At 47.4% G+C, this 19,984-nt stretch carries 13 protein-coding genes and 2 tRNA genes; 2 read left to right on the top strand and 13 right to left on the bottom strand.

The window, feature by feature from the left end; genetic code table 11:
• Nucleotides 1-35 precede the first annotated feature (35 nt).
• From LU351_RS10405 to LU351_RS10365, 9 genes are all read right to left on the bottom strand, one after another.
• A complete protein-coding gene (locus tag LU351_RS10405; RefSeq protein WP_232594009.1) occupies nucleotides 36-1,082 on the bottom strand; it encodes an AraC family transcriptional regulator in 1,047 nt (348 codons plus the stop codon).
• A gap of 168 nt (nucleotides 1,083-1,250) precedes the next feature.
• Nucleotides 1,251-1,478 (bottom strand): hypothetical protein, encoded by a 228-nt coding sequence (locus LU351_RS10400; protein WP_232594008.1) that lies wholly within the window; start codon nucleotides 1,476-1,478, stop codon nucleotides 1,251-1,253.
• A gap of 270 nt (nucleotides 1,479-1,748) precedes the next feature.
• Nucleotides 1,749-2,168, bottom strand: coding sequence for a hypothetical protein (locus LU351_RS10395; RefSeq protein WP_232594007.1), 420 nt, complete (start codon nucleotides 2,166-2,168; stop codon nucleotides 1,749-1,751).
• A 195-nt stretch (nucleotides 2,169-2,363) separates the two neighbouring features.
• Nucleotides 2,364-2,960, bottom strand: a complete 597-nt coding sequence (locus LU351_RS10390; protein ID WP_232594006.1) for a transglycosylase SLT domain-containing protein — start codon at nucleotides 2,958-2,960, stop codon at nucleotides 2,364-2,366.
• Nucleotides 2,961-3,045: 85 nt separating this feature from the next.
• Nucleotides 3,046-5,073 carry an NAD-dependent DNA ligase LigA gene (gene ligA, locus LU351_RS10385; protein WP_232594005.1) on the bottom strand — a complete coding sequence of 676 codons (2,028 nt, stop codon included), beginning with the start codon at nucleotides 5,071-5,073 and terminating at the stop codon, nucleotides 3,046-3,048.
• 139 nt (nucleotides 5,074-5,212) lie between these two features.
• A complete protein-coding gene (zipA, locus tag LU351_RS10380; protein WP_232594004.1) occupies nucleotides 5,213-6,205 on the bottom strand; it encodes a cell division protein ZipA in 993 nt (330 codons plus the stop codon).
• Between the two features lie 66 nt (nucleotides 6,206-6,271).
• Nucleotides 6,272-9,799 (bottom strand): chromosome segregation protein SMC, encoded by a 3,528-nt coding sequence (gene smc / locus LU351_RS10375; RefSeq protein ID WP_232594003.1) that lies wholly within the window; start codon nucleotides 9,797-9,799, stop codon nucleotides 6,272-6,274.
• Nucleotides 9,800-10,199: 400 nt separating this feature from the next.
• A complete protein-coding gene (ccmI, locus tag LU351_RS10370; RefSeq protein ID WP_232594002.1) occupies nucleotides 10,200-11,492 on the bottom strand; it encodes a c-type cytochrome biogenesis protein CcmI in 1,293 nt (430 codons plus the stop codon).
• Nucleotides 11,493-11,551: 59 nt separating this feature from the next.
• On the bottom strand, nucleotides 11,552-12,100 hold the full coding sequence (locus tag LU351_RS10365) for a cytochrome c-type biogenesis protein (protein ID WP_232594001.1): 549 nt from the start codon (nucleotides 12,098-12,100) through the stop codon (nucleotides 11,552-11,554).
• Between the two features lie 243 nt (nucleotides 12,101-12,343).
• On the opposite strand from LU351_RS10365, the gene LU351_RS10360 reads away from it, so the two are divergent.
• A tRNA-Val gene (locus tag LU351_RS10360) sits at nucleotides 12,344-12,419 on the top strand.
• Nucleotides 12,420-12,454: 35 nt separating this feature from the next.
• A tRNA-Asp gene (locus LU351_RS10355) sits at nucleotides 12,455-12,531 on the top strand.
• Between the two features lie 269 nt (nucleotides 12,532-12,800).
• Here LU351_RS10355 and LU351_RS10350 read toward each other — a convergent pair.
• The 4 genes from LU351_RS10350 to LU351_RS10335 form a co-directional block, all read right to left on the bottom strand.
• Complete coding sequence (locus tag LU351_RS10350) at nucleotides 12,801-16,481, bottom strand: FimV/HubP family polar landmark protein (protein ID WP_232594000.1); 3,681 nt, start codon at nucleotides 16,479-16,481, stop codon at nucleotides 12,801-12,803.
• A 518-nt stretch (nucleotides 16,482-16,999) separates the two neighbouring features.
• A complete protein-coding gene (gene asd / locus LU351_RS10345) occupies nucleotides 17,000-18,109 on the bottom strand; it encodes an aspartate-semialdehyde dehydrogenase (RefSeq protein ID WP_232593999.1) in 1,110 nt (369 codons plus the stop codon).
• Between the two features lie 148 nt (nucleotides 18,110-18,257).
• On the bottom strand, nucleotides 18,258-19,466 hold the full coding sequence (locus LU351_RS10340; RefSeq protein ID WP_232593998.1) for a PilT/PilU family type 4a pilus ATPase: 1,209 nt from the start codon (nucleotides 19,464-19,466) through the stop codon (nucleotides 18,258-18,260).
• A 72-nt stretch (nucleotides 19,467-19,538) separates the two neighbouring features.
• Nucleotides 19,539-19,943: an SMI1/KNR4 family protein gene (locus tag LU351_RS10335; RefSeq protein ID WP_232593997.1), complete on the bottom strand. Its 405-nt coding sequence runs from the start codon at nucleotides 19,941-19,943 to the stop codon at nucleotides 19,539-19,541.
• Nucleotides 19,944-19,984 lie beyond the last annotated feature (41 nt).

The following is a 19,984-nucleotide window of genomic DNA, read 5'->3' as shown; positions in this document are numbered from 1 at the left end:
CGCAGAATGGGACTTCTTGGTGACAGGGAATTCGTCTATCGGTTGGTGAGTTGCTTGCGATATTCACCGGGAGTGACCCCCGTCCACTTCTTAAAAGCACGAAAGAAAGCGCTGCTCTCATCAAATCCCAGGCGCTCAGCGATGGTCGTGTTGGTAAAATCTGGGCAACTGAGATAATGGAAAGCCGCCTCCATTCGACATTCGTCTTTCAATTTCTGATAAGACGTCCCTTCATTTTGAAGATGGCGACGTAATGTCGTAACCGATAAATTGAGCCTTGAAGCCACCTCTTCCGCAGTCGGCATATTTTCACTGACATCCTTAGATAATATAGCCCGTACTTTCGCTTTTATGCTGCTTTTGAGACTGTCACTGATCACAAGGTGATAGGGTGCAGAACGCAAAAAATCCATGAGTGTTTCTTGATTCTGTACAACCGGGTAATCCAAAAAGCGGGCGGGAAATTCAAAACCATTAAAAGGTTGATTAAATTTCAGCTGTGCGGGGTAGCTTTCTGCGAGAACTTTGAAATCCTCTGGGCAAGAAAAGGTAAAACTTAATAATTCCAAGGGAATTTCCTGTCCAATCAACCAACAATTGAAACGGTGCCACACCGCTAAAGAAGTGCGGATTTGATGCGGATTGCCCTCGGAAAGCATGGAATCAAACTCGTTGTGCGCTAGCCCATGAATGGGGCCCATCTTGACACGAGCAATGTAGTCATCTTCCGCGAGATGCGCTTTGACTTTAAAGCCTCGGCAAATATCCGCAAAAGAGCCACTTCTCAATATGGATTCACGTAAATTACGACAATGCAGTACGGTCAAACACATAAGACGGAATGAGCCAAGCTTCACCTGACCTCCGCTGAACATACCAAAACACTCATCCTGGGTCAGCAACATGACCCGCTGGTAGAGTTTGCCGTATTTGATGGCAGAGAAATGAAGCCGGTTTTCGATCTCTTCCGGCTCAATATCTAAATCAGCGAGCAGTTGCTCAACATCACAACCGTGTGCCTGAGCGGATTGAATCAAGGAACGAGCGTATTCGCTCGGAACGCTAGTGGTATCTACTGTCATCAAAAAACCATGGGGGTTGCCCCCTTGTACCTCGTGATTACACAAGTGGTTGGAGATTAATATTGAAAATAAACGACCTGAGCCTTTACTAAGCGCATGAAGCTATAAAAACTTACGCACTAAGGCCCATAATAGGTCAACGCACTCAATATGCGGTTCTTATTGTATTTATAAATCCTTTGGGCCAAATATTTTCCGTATTCCTATCAACATCATGGCACCACATCCACCCAGCAAAACTAACCCCAGAAGTAGTAGAAGGCTAATCAGTGCAAAGCTACCCACTTTTTCAATCGGCATTCCCCAGCCATAGACAGCCAGGCCGATAAACCCAAGCCCGGCCACAAAGCTGACGAGAATACTCGAACGCCGTGAGCGCGCTTTTTTAAACAACATACTTTTCATCCTAGCCTGTTTCATTTTATGTGGCACACACCATACAACAAATCAACGATTCGACCTACTACCGATTCGTCGCACAGGCCTTTCCTGAAAAATCAAAAAATAAAGACATGATGATAGAGAAGATTTTTTATGGTCACCCGATAATTTTATGGCCACCCGATAAACAGGATGCCATCGCAATACTAACCACAAGGATTAGCTAGCACTGCGGCGTCCATAGGAAAAGAGCATAAGGAAAATATAAGCATCGACTGGAAACGGTTAAAACAAATCCTCTCTAGACCATTCACAATGCACTTGAATATCGGAAGAACCGGGGGTATGAAAACTATCAGAGGTTTCCCAAGTAAAGGTATGAGTGCCAGACAACAGCGTTTCCAAATGCACAGTGGCAGACACCCAAAACATAGAACTCAACAGTTTTTCAAATTGAGCAAGCCATTGATCCCATTCATACTCAACCCCCTTGTAGGACGCGCCGAAATGAATCACCTCAGTTTGGTAATTTGGAAAAACTTGCTCTACTGTTGGAATCGAAAACATTTCTTGTGCCAGGTAGGGCCATTCGTCTGCTTTAGGCAGTGCCATCATGGCATTACGATTTACCATTCGACGCTCTCTATTGCCCATCAGTGCTACAGAATCTTTAATACACCCATAGACAATGGATTCGTGTTCCATAGATTACTCTCATTACAATAACAATTAACAATGCGTTTACACAGGTGGATTTTTACTACTGAAGATAGGTGCTTTCTTCCCCTAACAACATAGTTTTTTAAAAAACACTGTTTTTATTTCTTTTTTGCAAGTCATGCAACTCGTTTTCAGAGAACTACTTAACAGCTTGTCAGGTCATATTCCGCTCAAAGAGCGTTAAAAGAACCACCATCCACTCTCTAAACGCTTCTGACAACCTGCCAATTGTTGTTTATAGCGACTCGCTCTAGCAGACACCTTTTTCGCTACATCCGTTAACCATCGTTTCTTCTTATACGAACCACGGTTATAGCCTCCATGGCCTTCGTGGTATGCCAGGTATAAGCGATAGGTATCCGACGGCGCAATGCGACTCTTCCTACCACTGATGTGGTTATACCACCCAATAAAATCAATGGCATCGTCAAAATCATCCCGATCGGCCCAACCATGACCGCTGGACTTTCGGTACCAATCCCATGTGCTGTCTTTAACTTGTGCATACCCATAAGCATCGCTTTTTCGAGGGCCAGGAAAGATCCATAAAATTTTGGTTCTCGGTGGTTTCGCTTTTGCCACAAAACGAGACTCTTGATGCATAATGGCCATCATAGTCGGAATCGGTGAACCCCAACGTTTACTGGCATCTTTTGCATCGTCATACCAATCGTCTTTTTCATCGAAAATATGACAGAGGTTATCCAAGTGCTTTGGTGGTGTAGACACACAACCCAGCATACTCACCATCAAGAACAGTAATACCAGAGACTTCATTCAACCCCCATAATGAATGGCCTGATTTATCGCCAGCCAATACTTACGCATATTGACTGTTATTTATTGAGTTATTCACCCCGAGCTATTCGCCATATTCAGAAAGCAGTGCCAACAAAGCCACCTCATCCATCACATCCACCTCCAATGACTGCGCCTTGGTCAATTTCGAACCTGCTCCTGGGCCAGCGACCAAGTGATCCGTTTTTTTGGAAACACTGCCCGACACTTTTGCGCCGAGTTTCTGAAGCTTATCTTTGGCCTCATCACGAGAAAAAGCCTCAAGAGAGCCGGAGATAACAAAGGTTCTTCCTGCAAGCGGCATGGCGGATTCCACCGTTAATTCAGACTCGTCTTGCCACTGAACGCCCACCTCCCTCAACGCTTGAACTACGTTCTGGTTATGGCTCTGTGCAAACCATTCCGCTACAAAATGGGCCACAACAGGCCCCACATCATCCACTGCCATTAATGATTCTTCATCCGCTGACTGAATCGCCTCCAAGGTGCGGAAATGCTGCACCAAGTTACGGGCTGTGGCCTCCCCCACTTCTCTAATACCCAGAGCGTAAATAAAACGTTCTTGGGTAGTCTGCTTGCTTTTTTCCAAAGCGGTGATCAAATTTTCTGCCGATTTAGGGCCCATACGTTCTAATTTAGCCACTTGTTCCGCACTTAAACGGTATAAGCCCTCTACAGAATCGATAAGTTCGGCATCCACCAATTGCTCGACGAGCTTATCGCCAAGACCATCAATATCCATGGCTTTACGAGAAGCAAAGTGCTTAATCGCCTCCTTAACTTGAGCACCACAAACCAGCCCCCCAGTACATCGAGCAACCGCTTCCCCCGGTATTGTCTCTATCGGAGACTCACATACCGGGCAACGCGTCGGAAACACAATCTCCTCAACGGTCTCTGGGCGCTGTTCCAATACCACCGAAACGATCTGGGGAATAACATCCCCTGCCCTGCGCACCATCACTCGGTCACCCACTTTCACCCCTAAACGCTCTATTTCATCACGGTTATGCAGTGTGGCGTTTGAAACCGTGACGCCCGCCACTTCCACTGGCTTTAAGCGTGCTACCGGGGTAATGGCTCCCGTGCGACCAACTTGAAATTCAACATCCAAAAGTTCCGTCAACTGCTCTTGAGCCGGAAATTTATAGGCAATAGCCCAACGGGGCGCCCGAGCCACAAAGCCCAACCGCTCTTGAATCGCTCGACTGTTGACCTTAAAGACAATCCCATCAATATCATAAGGAAGCGAATCGCGAAGCCCACTTAATTTGCGGTAATATGCCATGCACGCCTCAATGCCTTGCACCTCATCCATATGAGGGTTAATCCGAAATCCCCAAGCGTTCAACTGTCGCAATACATCGGTATGACGATCTGGTAATTCCGCACCCTCCACACGGCCCATACTGTAAGCACAGAGCTGTAATGGCCGCGTCTTTGTGATGCTCGGATCCAATTGCCGAAGACTGCCCGCTGCCGCATTTCTGGGATTGGCAAAGGTTTTTTCACCCGCCTCACGGGCTCGGGCGTTCAATGACTCAAAACCCGCTTTCGGCATGTATATTTCACCACGAACCTCTAACACTTCAGGAAAATCAGTGCCTTGTAACCGCAATGGAACAGAAGGAATTGTTCGAACATTACTGGTGATATCTTCACCATTCACACCATCCCCTCGTGTTGCCCCCAATACCAACCGTCCATTCTCGTAGATCAAACTAATGGCAATCCCATCCAGTTTTGGCTCGCAGGCATATTCCAATGTGTCGACCGCATTAAGGCGTTCGCGCACACGGTTATCGAAATCATTAAGCTCCTGATCATCAAAAGCATTGTCCAACGACAACATAGCGAGCTGATGGACTACTGCGTCAAAGCCATCAAGGGGCTTGGCACCAACGCGCTGCGTTGGCGAGTCCATCGTAATTAAATCCGGATGTGTTACCTCAAGACTTTGTAGCTCACGCATGAGCTTGTCGTAATCGGCATCAGGAATGATGGGATCATCCAGTACATAATATCGATAGTTATGATGATCTAAAGTCTGACGCAGCTGCTCGATGCGCTGTTGTGGGGTAGATGTTGTCATGAAAATCCGTTGAAAAGCAGAAACTAGAAAGGGGTAAAATAGAAAGCTACTCTTGCAGTTTCACAAGAGAACCCCCCTAACCAACGATCTGACAATCAAACTTGACTAGCCTTGGCTAAGAGGGTTCGATAAAAGCACGTTACGTTTTCGAAAGACGACGTTTACGCTCGTAATCAACAATGCGCTGTCGATAATGTTCAACCGTTTGCTGGGTCATCACACTGCGGTTTTCGTCTTTTAATTCACCGCCCAACTCCGAAACCAACAACTGTGCCGAGTCATACATCAGCTCAAACGCTTCTAAACTTTTACCTGGCACAGGAAGCGCTAAAAATAAACTGACGCCCGGTGTTTTGAAGCTGCCAATCTCCGGCAGATTAAAGGTACCCGGCATAACAATATTGGCCATGCTGAATAACATCGGCCCTTTGCCTTCGACATCTTGGTGACGATGAAAAATACTCATATCACCAAAGCGCATACCACACTCCAAAACCACATCCAGTAAAGCTGGCCCCTCGAAAAAAGTCCCTTTAGGCGCCATCACATTGATGACTAAGACTTCATCCGGGTCTGTAAATTCCTCTTGCGCCACCTGAGAGGTTGAAGGATGAGAGATTGAGGAATGAGCGTTCTCAGGCTCGCTATTGGTGAGTGTTGAATCGAGATCCGGAGTTACTACAGAGACATCTGCCCCTGCAGCCAAAAACGTTTCTTCTGCTAAAGGCTCACCCACCTTGGCATCGTCCAAAGTGGGTTCAGTGCGACCACCTTGACTCTCAGCGACAGAGTCCATCAGCATGGGCACCGATTCTTCCAAATTAAGGGTCACCTGCTCAGGGATACGATAACTGCTGGTGGTACGACTGGCACTGTAAGCCGCTTTAATAGATTGATTGAGCTTTTCCGCCTCTGTGCCATCACGCTGCTCTACCACACGAGCGCCACCCGACGGCAACTCACTGCCAAAGGGTTTGCCCCCGGCTTCTGATGGTTTTTCATCATGCTGCTGATTGTGAACACTGCGCGACATCTTGATCTCAGCACGCCGGGCTTGTCGCATACGACGCAACCCATCCAACACCACAACTAGGATGAGTAGGATAATAATAATGGTCAACCACTCACGCATTGCGAACTCCATTCGGTTTTGCCTTTTTCATTCTTTATTCTCACGTCGATTTGCCTATGACCGAAATCAGCTGGCAGCCAATTCAGCCGCTTCTTCGACATCCACCGTTACCAACCGAGACACACCGGGCTCGTGCATGGTAACCCCCAAGAGGTGGTGGGCCATCTCCATTGCCCCTTTGTTATGGGTAATATAAATAAATTGCACCTGTTCCGACATTTCTTCCACCATTCGAGCATAGCGCCCAACGTTGGCATCATCCAGCGGGGCATCTACCTCATCAAGCATACAAAATGGCGCCGGATTTAAACGGAAAATCGAGAAAACCAGCGCAATGGCGGTTAACGCTTTCTCTCCCCCAGACAACAAATGAATGGTGCTATTCCGCTTACCTGGAGGCCGCGCCATAATGGCAATCCCGGTGTCCAGCAAGTCATCGCCCGTCAACTCAAGGTAGGCATGTCCGCCACCAAATACTTTTGGAAACAACTCTTGCAAGCCTGAGTTCACCTGATCAAAGGTTTCTTTAAAGCGCGTCCGGGTTTCTTTGTCGATCTTACGGATGGCATTTTCGAGCATCTCTAAAGCTTCTCTCAGATCACCGTCCTGACGATCCAAATACTCTTTGCGCTCAGACTCCGATTGAAACTCATCAATAGCCGCCAGGTTGATGGCGCCAAGACGACTGATACGCTGCTCGATTTTCTCCAATGACTCCACCAAACCGGCTTCGGTCATTTCCTCGGTCAGCTCAGACAACACCGATTTCAACTCGAAATTTTCTTCTTGAAGCTGTTCCAATAAGTTAGCCCGTCGCGTTTCAAATTCTTTTGCCGCTAAGCGTGCTTGCTCAAGTTGCCCACGAACTCCTTGTAACTCTTGTTCCACTTTGCCACGAGATTGCTCAAGCTCCCGCATTTTTTGCTCAATCTCTTCCACCAGAGATCGTGCTTTTACTAACTCTTCTTCCACACTGAGTCGTTTTTGGAGCAACGCTTCCAGCTCCAGCTTATGATCTTCACCCGGCTCTCGGTGTTCGGCCAAACTGTCTTGCAACATGGCACGACGTTCGGTAAGACGAGTAACCTGTTCGGTGGCACGAGAGATATTGGTACGAATCGATTCTAATTGTGTTTTGACCGACTGGTAACGCATAGCCAATTGATGCGCGCGGTCTTTGTCTTGCCTCGCACGATTTCGAGCGTTATCCACTTCCGCTCGACATCGATCGCGCTCAGCCAACAAGGCATCTCGATCCTGAGTGTCTTTCTCCATGGCCTCAATGGCCTCTTCCAAAATGGCTCGAGCTTCCGCCAAGCTTTCTGCCTCTTGGGCTTGTTGACGCATGGATTCCCCGATTTCTTCATCGGCACGGGATCGACGCATCAAAATTTGTTCAATCTTCGCTTTTTTCGCACTTAACTCGGCACTGACTTCACTGCGACGGCGGCTGTCTTGGTCTAACTCAGAGCGTAACGTTTCACGCTGTTGCTCCGCCTCCTTCATCGATACTTTCAAAGCATCGAATACTTCCGACTGCGCTTCAAGTAATGCTTGGTTGTCAGTGATGGATTGCCCCAATGCTTCCAATTCTTGCTGGCGGGCAATAACACCGCCTGCCGCATCATCCCCTTTAGTGACACGCAACCAGCCTGAACCAAGCCAAATGCCATCTTGAGTCACTACAGACTCATGAGGTTTCAATGTACTGCGAAGGGCTAATGCTTCCGACAAAGACGCAACACCATAGATTCCATCCAACAACGACTCGACCGAGCCCGATGCATTAATGCACGCCAATAGCGGTCTCGCACCCTGCGCCACCGCATTCTCATTGGTGCTGGAGTTACTGGACGAATTGAGGCTGTCAAACAAGACAACCTGCCCCTGCTCTAATTGCTCAATCGTTTCTGCGACTGTATCAAACGCGTCTACACACACCGCTTGCAAGTGATCGCCAAGCACCGTTTCTACTGCTGTTTGCCAACGCTCTTCGACCTGTAACTGCTCAGCAAGCTGAGGATTCGCTTCAAGGTTATTCCCCGTCATCCACTCAATGACGGAATCCCCTTGATCTCCCAAAGCCGCCTGCTGCAACGCCTCTAATGAGGCATGACGACCACGTTGGGTTTGCAACTGCTCTTTAATGGTATCAAGCTCTGTACGCGTCGACTCTAAACGTTGCTGCTCGGCCTCCACTTGATCGTTTAAAGCCTCTAAACGCTCTCGCTTCTCTTCAGCGGTTAGGTCCAATTCGGCCAGAGATTCATTGAGTAATTCAATTTCTTCTTCTGCCTCTCCCGCACTGAGACTGTCTTTTTCAGTTCTCAAACGCTCGATCCGTTCATTTAATCGAGTTTGCACCTGCTCTAAGTGCTGAATACGAGACTGCTGAACCTCGGCTTGTTGACGAGGCGTTGAAGCACGCTGATTAAACTCATCCCATTTGGATTGCCATACTTGCAAGCGCTCTTCGGCAGTCAATAAAGCCTCACTGGAGCCTTCTTCCGATTCGGTCAATAACTCCAGCTCAGGCTCAATCTCCATGAGTTCAGCTTCAAAATTCTCAGATTTTTCTTGATCCAAGCCCAACACATCCTGAGCTTCTTTGTAGTCTCTTTCGGTTTGATCCAGATCGGCCTGCAGCTGACGCGAGCGCTCTTGAGAGTGCTGAATGGTTTGCTCAATTCGTGCAATATCGGCACCAAGAGAATAAAATCGGCCTTGCACCTCATTGTAGCGATCACCAGCATCCGTGTACTCACCTCGCAAGCGCTCCACTTCGGTATTGGCACTCACTTGGGACGTGACCATCGCCTCCACTTTCAGCTCCAAATCAGTGATGGTCGCTTTGGTTTCGGAAGATTTTTGATCGAGGGCTTGATAGCGTAAGGCTTGCAATAATGCCTTGTTCTGACGTTCTTCTGCTTTCAACTCTGTGTAACGCTTGGCGGCTTGCGCTTGACGCTCTAAGCGATTGAGCTGACGATCTAATTCTTCGCGAATATCCGTCAGACGCTCAAGGTTTTCTTGTGTACGACGCATGCGATTTTCGGTATCACGGCGACGCTCTTTGTATTTAGAAATACCCGCTGCTTCTTCAATATAAACGCGCAGATCTTCAGGCTTGGCTTCAATCAATTTAGAAATCATGCCCTGTTCGATGATGGCATAACTTCGTGGACCTAAACCCGTCCCCAAGAAGAGATCGGTGATATCACGGCGACGACACTTGGTCCCATTCAGGTAATAATTGTTCTGGCCGTCACGGGTTACTTTACGGCGCACCGAGATTTCATTGAAACTGGCGTACTCACCAACAATGGTGCCATCACTGTTATCAAAGACCAATTCAATAGACGCCTGCCCCACAGGTTTACGACCACCCGAGCCATTAAAAATGACATCAGTCATGGACTCCCCACGAAGGTTTTTCGCGGAAGACTCCCCCATTACCCAGCGCACTGCGTCGATAATATTGGATTTTCCACACCCATTTGGGCCAACCACGGCACCTAAATTACTGGGAAAGTACGCCGTTGTTGGGTCTACAAAGGATTTAAAACCGGCCAGTTTAATGCATTTAAGCCGCATAGATCTGTTTCACTCGCTGTTGGCCAGACGCACTGACCCACTTTATTTTGATTATGTTTATGGAAGGGAATACCCCTTTCTCGCCACCCTACATCCATATAGCTGATCAATAATACAATTTTATCACTCTCACAGAGAATCAAGCCCCCTCATAAATCGATATCAAACACGAACTATAGCTTCCAATGAAGCCTTAGCAACTGAAGCCTTAGCAACAATAAGACAGGTACGGCTAGCGGTAAGACATCGTCAGTAGGCGGCGGATTTTACCGATTTGAATAGGAATTTGCAGCCATAGTGAGACAAAGATAACAATAAGAAAGGGAAGATGGGATGTTATTTGATCACTCTGGTTGCAACCCCAACACCCTCATCAAATAAAAAGAACTCTGACACCCTCTTAGTTAACCGGGGTGTTAATGATCAGCTCAAAACCATCCGATAAATCATCATGGCTGACTGGCCCAACCGCCCCCTGAACATCCCCAGGTTTAGCCATCGGGCTACCATCCTGACTCAACCTGGCAACCAACTCTAACTTAGGAAACGATGCCATGCTCATCCCCTCCATCATCGCCATGGATTCATTCAAGGTGACGGCTTGCGGAAGGTCCTTCACTTTCAAACGGGTAATCGCCAATGGCATCTTGGCGCCATTCCACGCTCGGGCGTAAACAAAAACAGCCTGATCCGGGTTCGCTTGAACGGATTCGCCAAGGGACACATCCAGCACCACACTCAAACCCGCCTCAACGGCGCCTTCTTGGGTATCATCCACTGTGTTTGCTGCATCAACATCAGCCACTACCGACCCTGCCGATTCGCCCAGTGCTTTACGCGCACGATCGATACCCGCCTGTAACGATTCTGCGCCCGGCGCATTGCCCATAATGGTTTTCGCCCTCTGCCAAAAACCAATTGCAGCGGTGTACTCAGATTTACCAAACGCCGCAATACCCGCTAACCCCAACGCGGTGGTGTTCTGTGGGTCTTTCTCCAACACTCTTAATGCAAGGTTTTCAATTTCTGGAATCATACGATTACCAGAAGCAATGAATACCGCTTGGGCCAGCTCTGCCATAACGGTGGTTTCTTCCGGGTTAATCGTTAGCACCTGCTTATAAGCTTCAATGGCACTACGATACTCCTGAAGCTCCATCAAATTTTGCGCAAGATGATACCAAGCCTGAATATTTTCTGGATCATTCTCAACACGGGCCTCTAGGTTGGAGACCAAGTCACGAATCACTTTTTGATCCATCGGACTACCAGCGCGAAACGCTTGAATTGCCGCTTCTTCTTTTGCCTGTAACAGCGAGCGCAATTCCATATCTGGGAAAAAGCCTCTTTGACTGTACATAAACAGGCCTGCGACGGGCACGAGAAGCGCAATGGCTATCAATATAGGCCACCCTGATGCTCGAGCACGATCACTGCCCCCTTTAGCAGGTTGGTTGTCCTCTAAAAGTGAACGATCCAGCTCGTCTTTTAACTGGTTATACACATCATCTGTCAGTGCACCAGCTCGTTGGCTCTCATTCAATTCTGCCAAATGACTCTTATAGAGTTGCACATTGGCGCGCTCTTGATCGATTTCCGCCTTCGATCGTGTCGAATGCTTTAGCAACGGCCACAAAACAAACGCCATTGCAAACAGTGCTAAGCCAGCAGCACCCATCCATAATTCAGTCATTTATTCGAGACTCCATCATTATTTGCGGTTCACGGTAGGCGTTCAAAAAGACGCATCCATTAACGGCTATTTTCATCATTATCTTTTTTTAACATGGCCTCTAGAGCTGATCGGTCAATTGCCTCCGGCTCATGCGTCGAGACCGCTAAACGCCTTTTACGGGCAATCCACATGACTGCGGCAAAACCGATACAAAATAATGCCAGCGGGCCAAACCAAAGCATGGCCGTTGAATCTTGCAGCCTCGGCTTATACAAAACGTAATCGCCGTAACGGTTGACCATAAACTCCACAATGTCATCGTCATCACGGCCTTCGTTGATCATTCGATGCAATTCACGACGCAAATCCTGAGCAATCTGGGAGTCTGACCCAGCCAAGTTTTGGTTTTGACATTTTGGGCAGCGCAATTCCGCGACAAAGCGCTCAAAACGGGCTTCGTCTTGAGGAGATTTAAACTCATACACATCAATCGCCGCCTGCACTGACATGACCGAGCCCCAGAATGCCAATATTGCCAATGGAGCCCTCGCAACTTTAAAAAACAACAATATTCCTACATACAAAGAAACAGGGTGCATAGTTTTTAACTGCCCATTATTGTTCATAAATACACTGTTGATGAATACGCTTTTCAAACATCAATAAACGCACGCTCTTACTGACCATGATTATCTCATAATGTTTTATCGGAGGAGCCAATCTATGACGACTAAACGATGGTTTGGCGAGGTATAATAACGGATATCAGAACTGAGTGCCGTGGTTTGAAGTTTGCCCGTAGATTTTTGATTTTTCTGGATTTTTTTATTGACCCAACAAATTAAAACGGTACTATACGTCTCGCCTTCGGGTGGTTAGCTCAGTTGGGAGAGCGACGGCCTTACAAGCCGTAGGTCACAGGTTCGACCCCTGTACCACCCACCAAAAAGGCAAATTAAGCTCCTTGAAGCTTTAGTCGCGGACCGGTAGTTCAGTTGGTTAGAATGCCGGCCTGTCACGCCGGAGGTCGCGGGTTCGAGTCCCGTCCGGTCCGCCACTTTCAAATAAACCGCTTAACGGCGGTTTTTTTGTGCCTTAAATTCCCTATCACACAAAACCACCCACCCCAAAGCTCCTCCACCCCAAAAAAACAACTCAGTGAATTAAAAAAGCAGTACTGATAAACAAATCATAACCTTTCAAAAAGCAACACACTAAAATAAGTCGGAGCAACGAACTCGCGGAACAAATAAAAAAGGGCGACCCTAAGGCCGCCCCTTACCACTTCCGGTCAATACCAACAACCAGCCAATACCAACAATTAGACTACGATGTAATCTTAGTTAACAACTCTTCCGCTTCGGTCTTCTGCTGGTCAGTACCCTCTTGCACAACCTCATCCAGAATATCCTTAGCGCCCTCACTATCCCCCATATCAATATAGGCTCTAGCCAAATCTAACTTAGTTGCCGCCTCATCAGTGTCTGCTAAGAAGTCCATTTCCGCTTCTGGGTCATCGCCATCAAAGCCCAAATCATTTGCCAGAGAATCTTCGCTCATGTCAATGCCGGCAACCGCCTCTTCAAAGACATGGTCATCGCTCGACCCATCATTTGACTCTGCTACCGGCTCATCAAGAAGACCCATTTCCTTATCCAGCTCACCCAAATCAAGGCCTTCATCCAAACTCAAATCATCATCCAAATTCAAGTCTTCACCTAAGCCAAGGTCCGCCGCCAAATCTAACTCATCTAACTCCTCCGACGAAGAAGCCTGGCTGTCCTGCTCATTGATCGACACATCTAAATCGTCATCCAACGCCAAGATATCATCATCACCCATATCAAGATCACCAGCCGCCTCTTCAAGGCCCGCCAAATCATCATCAAGGGACATGTCATCCAAGTCTAAATCTTCATCTAAAGCTCCGCCTAGCTCACCCTCCATAGCAGACAGATTCGCCTCTACACCTTCATTTGAAACCGATTCATTTAAAGTATCTTCACCTAAATCAAGGCCAGCACTCAACTCTTCATCAAGGTCGAGCGATAATTCCTCACCCAGATCAGCTTCTTCTGCCTCTGACTCAAGCGAAAGATCATCGGATAAATCTAAATCAGCACCTAAATCAAGGTCGTCGCCCAAATCAAGATCACTATCTAGATCCAAACCCACATCAAGATCCAACCCCTCATCAAGCGCAAGGTCATTATTGACAGTATCAGCGGATTCTTCACTTGATGCATCTGAGACCGGAGCTTCAGTGCTATCACCCTCTAGGTCACCATCCAAACTTAAGCCACTATCAATGTCGTCACCCAAGCCCAAATCATCACTCAAATCAAAATCACCGCCCAGGTCTAAGTCACCATCAAGATCCAGTTCACTACCGATATCTAAGTCACTACCAATATCTAAGTCACTACCAATATCTAAGTCACTACCAATATCTAAGTCACTATCGAGACTCAAATCATCATCAAGAGAGAGGTCATCAGAAATATCAACATCAAGACCCAAGTCAGAACTGGAATCTTCCAGGAAAGACGCCGACGTCTCATCTAGATTACCCACATCATCCAAAGCGTAATCACTAGAACTTGTGTCCAAGTCGTCATCCGATGTCAATGGCTTAGCAGGGTCCGAATCCAGATCCAAATCCAAACCAAGGTCACCCATCAACTCATCAGTAGCCAACTCGTCAGTACTGGTCGACGCCTGCCCATCCAAATCTAAATCCAAGCCAGAAGCCGAATCAGACTCCAAATCCAGGCTAAAGCCGTCAGCAGCCTCCGATTCCGCACCCGAGGCCAACATAGCCTCATTACCCTCTTCCAGTAAATCAACGTCCAAGTCACCAAAATCATCTCCAGACGCTTGGTCGCCTAAAATACTGTCATCATCGTCACCAAAACCTAAAATTTGAGTTGCATCATCATCGGTAACGGCTGCAAAGCCAGCAACTGCACCGGCAAAGGCGGCCGCATCCGGGAAATGCTGACTGCGTAGCTGCATACCCCTCTGGGAAACAGAAGACTGCCCCCTCTCCCCCACCTCTGAAAGGTGCTGATCAAACTTATCCAGCTGTCCTGATTCTGCATAGACTTCCAGTAGCTTTTCTTGAGCAGCAACATGCTCTGGATCTCGCTTGATTGCGGTAAGCAACATCTCTTCCGCTTTATCAAACTTGCCATACGCAATATAAATGTCAGCTTCACCCACTGCATCGCCACTATCTGGCTCGGCCTCAGCACTGTCAGCAAAAGAAGAATCATCATCTTCAACCGACTGCTCAGCATCGAAATCCACATCACTAGAAGTAACAACGGTGGAATCATCTTCAATCGGCTCATCCCACTGCAGATCATCTACTTCATCATCAGTGGACAATACCTCTTCCGCAAGCTCATCATCCAAGTCTTCCTCAGACTTACGACGAGACAGGAAGAAAAATAATCCGCCCAAAATGGCAACCAAGCCCAAACCTATCCACAACAAGTTGCCCATAATGACATCTAGGAAACTGGGCTCAGGCGCTTGTGGCGCAACAACAACGCTACGACGATTGTCCACTTTCGGCTTTTCGGCTTCAGGCTGTTTAACAGCAGGCTGCTCCGCAACAGGTTCGTCGCCAACAGGCCCTGTTGCTATCTGGCCACTCGGTTCACCTGTTGATGCGGGCTCATCGGCAACGTCAGCAACCGGCTCATCACCAGCAACATCAGGCATTGGAACACTTATATCTGCCTCTGATTCAGATGCACCTAATTCAGGTGCACTGACTTCAGGTGTACCCACTTCAGAGGTGTCCGCAACCGCCGCTTCAAGGGCAGCTCGCTCCTCTGCCGACTTTTCTGCCGCCAACTGCAGTGCTCTTAACTCTTCATTGCTGACCTCAACCAACCTTTCCATCGTCGCGATTTGGTCTTCGAGGTCTGCAATGCGCCCTTTCAATTCAGAATTTTCACGACGTGAACGATCAAGCTGCTCCAACGTAATCGCCAAATCATTTTCTAAAACTTCGACGGCAGCCGAGTTCGCGCCCTTACCACTTTCAGAAACACCTTCGGTACTGTCACCTACACCCAGCACCACTCGCCCAGAAACATCACTAGAAGGCCTAGCTGATGGTGCAGACGCTGCACTGCCTGACAAAGCGGCACCAGTGACTTCTGAGCCATCAGCACCACCCCACTGGGTATTCTGATAAGCAACCTGGCTTACCGCCTCAGAACGACCGTAATTTTGAATATCGGCTTCGGTAGGTAGTCGCAATACCTGACCCCGTCGAAGCAGATTAATGTTGTTATTAATGAACGCTTCAGGGTTCAAGTTTTGAATCGCCAGCATCGTTTGCTGGACACTGACATTACTACTCGGCCTTACCTGTAGAGCGATTTCCCACAACGTATCGTTCGCGGCAACTGGACCATAAGTACCTCCTCCAGAAACGCCCGAAGTCGGAGGGGTTGCTGTTGAACGGATGGATGGGGCCGAAGCTGAAGGCTGTGAAGTAGGCGCAGGGGTTGGAACGCTTGCGCGTGGCTGCGTAGTAGATGGAGCTGTTCTCTGTGTCGGCGTTGAAACCGCTTTGGGTTTATCCGCACTGTAAATAGGCAGGTCTAACAGCACGGTGTATTCACGAAGAATACGACCACTCGGCCATTGGCTTTCAATCAAGAAATTAAGAAAAGGCTCATTGACCGGATCTTTGGTCGTGACTTTAACATAAGGACCATTCGGGCCATTTAGCTCAACGTCGAAAGTTAAGCCACTCAAAAAGTATTGCCTCTCAACCCCCACACGCTGAAAATCTTCATTAGACGCCAAGCCAACTAAAATCTCTTCTTCTGTGAGATCGCGAACTTGAACCAATCGAATTTCAGCATCCAACGGTTGATTAAGAGAAGAGTTGACCCGGATTTCTCCCAGGCCCAGTGCAGTCGCATATTCCGCACCAAAAATTGCCGCAAGCGCGACTGATACACCAAGTTTACGAAGACGCATGGGCGATCCTTTATGTTATCTCCGTGGGCACAGCGTGCATTTGCTATGCGCTGTCATCACCACCAGAGAGAAACCAGCTGCTCACATCAAAACATGCACGATAACGTTGTTAAATCAGGAAACTCACAGGCAAAACACCTCGAATTTCCATTCACTAATCCACGTAAGTATTCATTATAAATAGGATTTTCGCAATGAAAGGGCAAGAACTCGCCATTGATGTGGATCACGCCACAACAAATACATGACAAAACCATCAATTTACACTTTAAAAACTTGACTTTTACAAATTAAAAAAGAAAAGCATGACTTCAAAATGATCAACCTTATACCGTTATGTTCTTCACAGGAGGCCCATCATTACATATAAGTATAAGCTGAATGACATCAATGACCGAAAACGTTCTTCCATTGCAGAATTAAGATGATTAACCGACCAGGCACATTACCAGAAACGGTTAAAAGGTGTAGTCAGTCGCCAAAACCAGGCAAACCAACTCACACCTCCTACTAGCTATTTAACGCTCTACCAGTATTCTCAACATACGGCGAAGCGGTTCGGCCGCCCCCCACAAAAGTTGATCACCAACGGTAAACGCATTGAGGTATTCTGGCCCCATATTCATTTTACGAAGACGCCCAACGGGCACCGATAAGGTACCTGTGACCTTGGTGGGTGTCAGTTCGGACAATGTCGCTTCACGGTCATTCGGAATCACTTTTGCCCACGGGTTTGCCTCAGCAAGTAAAGCTTCGATATCAGACAAAGGCACCTCTTTTTTCAGTTTGATAGTCAAGGCTTGGCTATGGCAACGCATGGCGCCAATCCTTACACAGGTTCCATCGATGGGGGTAGGCGATGCGGACGTGCCTAAAATTTTATTGGTTTCAGACTGCCCTTTCCACTCTTCGCGGCTTTGTCCATTATCCAATTGTGTATCAATAAAAGGCAGCAAACTGCCCGCCAGTGGGTGACCGAATTGGTCGGAAGGGAAATCACCACTGCGCATGGCGTCTGTAATTTTTTGGTCGATCGATAAGATTGCGCTGGCAGGATTGGCTAACTCATCGGCCACGCTATCGCGAAGAAACCCCATTTGGGTAATCAGCTCTCGCATATTTTGCGCACCGGCACCGCTGGCGGCCTGGTAAGTCATGGAAGATACCCATTCGACCAAATCGTGCTGAAATAAGCCACCAATGGCCATGAGCATTAAACTGACCGTACAGTTGCCGCCAACATAATTTTTTATCCCTTGGCTCAACCCTTGATCCACCACTGCTCGGTTAACCGGATCCAAGACAATGATCGCATCATCGGCCATCCGTAAACTGGATGCAGCATCAATCCAATAGCCATCCCAACCGATATTGCGTAAAGCGCCAAAAACGGATTTTGTGTAATCGCCCCCTTGGCAGGACACAATGGCATCCATATTTTTGAGTTCGCTAATGTCAGTAGCGTCTTTTAAGGTTGGAGTGGACTTACCAATATTGGGGCCTGTACCGCCCACATTGGAGGTGGTAAAAAAAATCGGGTCAATATCATTAAAATCGCCCTCGGCAAGCATACGCTCCATTAGCACAGAACCCACCATGCCTCGCCAACCTACAAAACCTACACGCATTATGTATCTCACTTCTACTTTTATATTTTATGAATGGGCGAGGATCATACCACTTTGCAAAGTGGCATGTCATTTGCCCAATTCTTACTCAAATTTGGCTGCGATCACTCACTATACAGAGCAAACAAAGCGCTTATCCAAATAAACATTATTCGCCTTTCGGGGCAAAAGGATCGTGATTTTCGTCTTCATCTTCCTCAATCGCCTCAAGGGTTAAATTGAGTGACGATTCGGATGAAACTTCTTTATCCTCACCCTCTTTCGACGCTGAATCTTCGCCTTGCCCTTCCTTCGATTGAGACTTAGAAAGTTTAATACGAAGACGCAAATTATTGGGTGAATCGGAATTACGCAACGCGTCTTCTTCAGAAATACGCCCCTCTTGCAACAACTGGAACAAAGCCGAATCAAAAGTTTGCATTCCTAAATTTTCGGACTTCGCCATAATTTCTTTAATCGACTCAAATTCACCACGTAATATGAGCTCTTTAATGGTTTCTGTGCCCAGCAAAATTTCCACTGCAGCACAACGCTTACCATCCACAGTGGGTACTAAACGTTGCGACACAAAGGCGCGCAAATTCAACGCCAAATCCATCAATAATTGAGGACGACGCTCTTCGGGGAAGAAATTAATAATTCGATCCAACGCCTGGTTTGCGTTATTCGCATGCAGAGTGGAAATCGCTAAGTGCCCCGTCTCAGCAAACGCCAACGCATGTTCCATGGTTTCCCGATCTCGAATTTCTCCAATTAAAATGACATCGGGCGCTTGGCGTAACGTATTTTTCAGCGCATTGTGCCAATTACGTGTATCTACCCCCACTTCACGCTGATTCACAATGCATTTTTTATGCTTGTGCACATACTCAACCGGGTCTTCAATCGTAATAATATGACCACCACTAGAACTGTTTCGATGATCAATCAAGGCCGCTAAAGACGTTGATTTTCCAGAGCCTGTGCCCCCCACAAATAAAATTAAGCCACGCTTATTCAGAATAACCTCTTTTAATATGGGGGGTAATTTTAAATCATCAAAACGAGGAATCTCCGTCTTGATATTACGCGCCACAATAGAGACTTCATTACGTTGCTTAAAAATATTGATACGAAAGCGCCCTACCTGCGGAACCGAAATCGCCAAGTTCATCTCAAGCTCTTGCTCAAATTCTTTACGCTGCTCTGCATCCATAATGTTATTGGCAATAATTTCTACCTCACCTTGCTTCAGAGGCTCTTTCGCCAATGGCTTTAACACCCCTTGAAATTTTGCACATGGTGGTGCGCCCGTACTGAGGTATAAATCAGAGCCATCATTTTTAGAAAGGATGTTGAGATAGTCGTTAATGGTCATTCAGTTCCTCGCTGAGATCATTGCTACTGGCCAGTATAGACAGCAGAAAAGCGGTCAATGCTAAGGCGGAAATCAATTTCCCTCAAGCCAGACATCCCGCACCCAATACCAAATATTTTCCCACTCCTCTCCCAGAGGTTGTGCTCCTGCCCAGAGAGAAATTTCACCACTTTCAGTAATACAATAATATTGCCCTTGGTCTTCACAAATAGGGATAAGGTGGCGAGGCACGCCTTCCGACCATGCCTGTGCCGCCACCTCTGGTAAATAAGTATGTAAACCAGAGTCTGCTACGGTTGCAGGTTCAAGTCGCCCATAAATTACATCGCTGACCGTTAACAAAAACTCTCGGTAATCCGCTGGGATATGGATCAATATTTGTTCTTGCACTTCGATAATGTCGTCCAATGTGGGCAACGGCAATGGCACGACCGCACCCTGGTTCACTTCCCGCAATTGATCAATAATGTCTTCCACTTTGTATACCTATCGCTCGTTTATTTCCGTTTTTTGTTCAT

Source organism: Marinibactrum halimedae (genome assembly GCF_021234875.1).
Lineage (GTDB): Bacteria > Pseudomonadota > Gammaproteobacteria > Pseudomonadales > Cellvibrionaceae > Marinibactrum > Marinibactrum halimedae.
This window is presented reverse-complemented; position numbering and strand designations above follow the sequence as displayed.

What these genes read in the sequence shown, in the direction of transcription:
- LU351_RS10405 (WP_232594009.1), bottom strand. Translation starts at nt 1,082, where the DNA reads ATGACAGTAGATACCACTAGCGTTCCGAGCGAATACGCTCGTTCCTTG.
- LU351_RS10400 (WP_232594008.1), bottom strand. Translation starts at nt 1,478, where the DNA reads ATGTTGTTTAAAAAAGCGCGCTCACGGCGTTCGAGTATTCTCGTCAGC.
- LU351_RS10395 (WP_232594007.1), bottom strand. Translation starts at nt 2,168, where the DNA reads ATGGAACACGAATCCATTGTCTATGGGTGTATTAAAGATTCTGTAGCA.
- LU351_RS10390 (WP_232594006.1), bottom strand. Translation starts at nt 2,960, where the DNA reads ATGAAGTCTCTGGTATTACTGTTCTTGATGGTGAGTATGCTGGGTTGT.
- ligA (WP_232594005.1), bottom strand. Translation starts at nt 5,073, where the DNA reads ATGACAACATCTACCCCACAACAGCGCATCGAGCAGCTGCGTCAGACT.
- zipA (WP_232594004.1), bottom strand. Translation starts at nt 6,205, where the DNA reads ATGCGTGAGTGGTTGACCATTATTATTATCCTACTCATCCTAGTTGTG.
- smc (WP_232594003.1), bottom strand. Translation starts at nt 9,799, where the DNA reads ATGCGGCTTAAATGCATTAAACTGGCCGGTTTTAAATCCTTTGTAGAC.
- ccmI (WP_232594002.1), bottom strand. Translation starts at nt 11,492, where the DNA reads ATGACTGAATTATGGATGGGTGCTGCTGGCTTAGCACTGTTTGCAATG.
- LU351_RS10365 (WP_232594001.1), bottom strand. Translation starts at nt 12,100, where the DNA reads ATGAACAATAATGGGCAGTTAAAAACTATGCACCCTGTTTCTTTGTAT.
- LU351_RS10350 (WP_232594000.1), bottom strand. Translation starts at nt 16,481, where the DNA reads ATGCGTCTTCGTAAACTTGGTGTATCAGTCGCGCTTGCGGCAATTTTT.
- asd (WP_232593999.1), bottom strand. Translation starts at nt 18,109, where the DNA reads ATGCGTGTAGGTTTTGTAGGTTGGCGAGGCATGGTGGGTTCTGTGCTA.
- LU351_RS10340 (WP_232593998.1), bottom strand. Translation starts at nt 19,466, where the DNA reads ATGACCATTAACGACTATCTCAACATCCTTTCTAAAAATGATGGCTCT.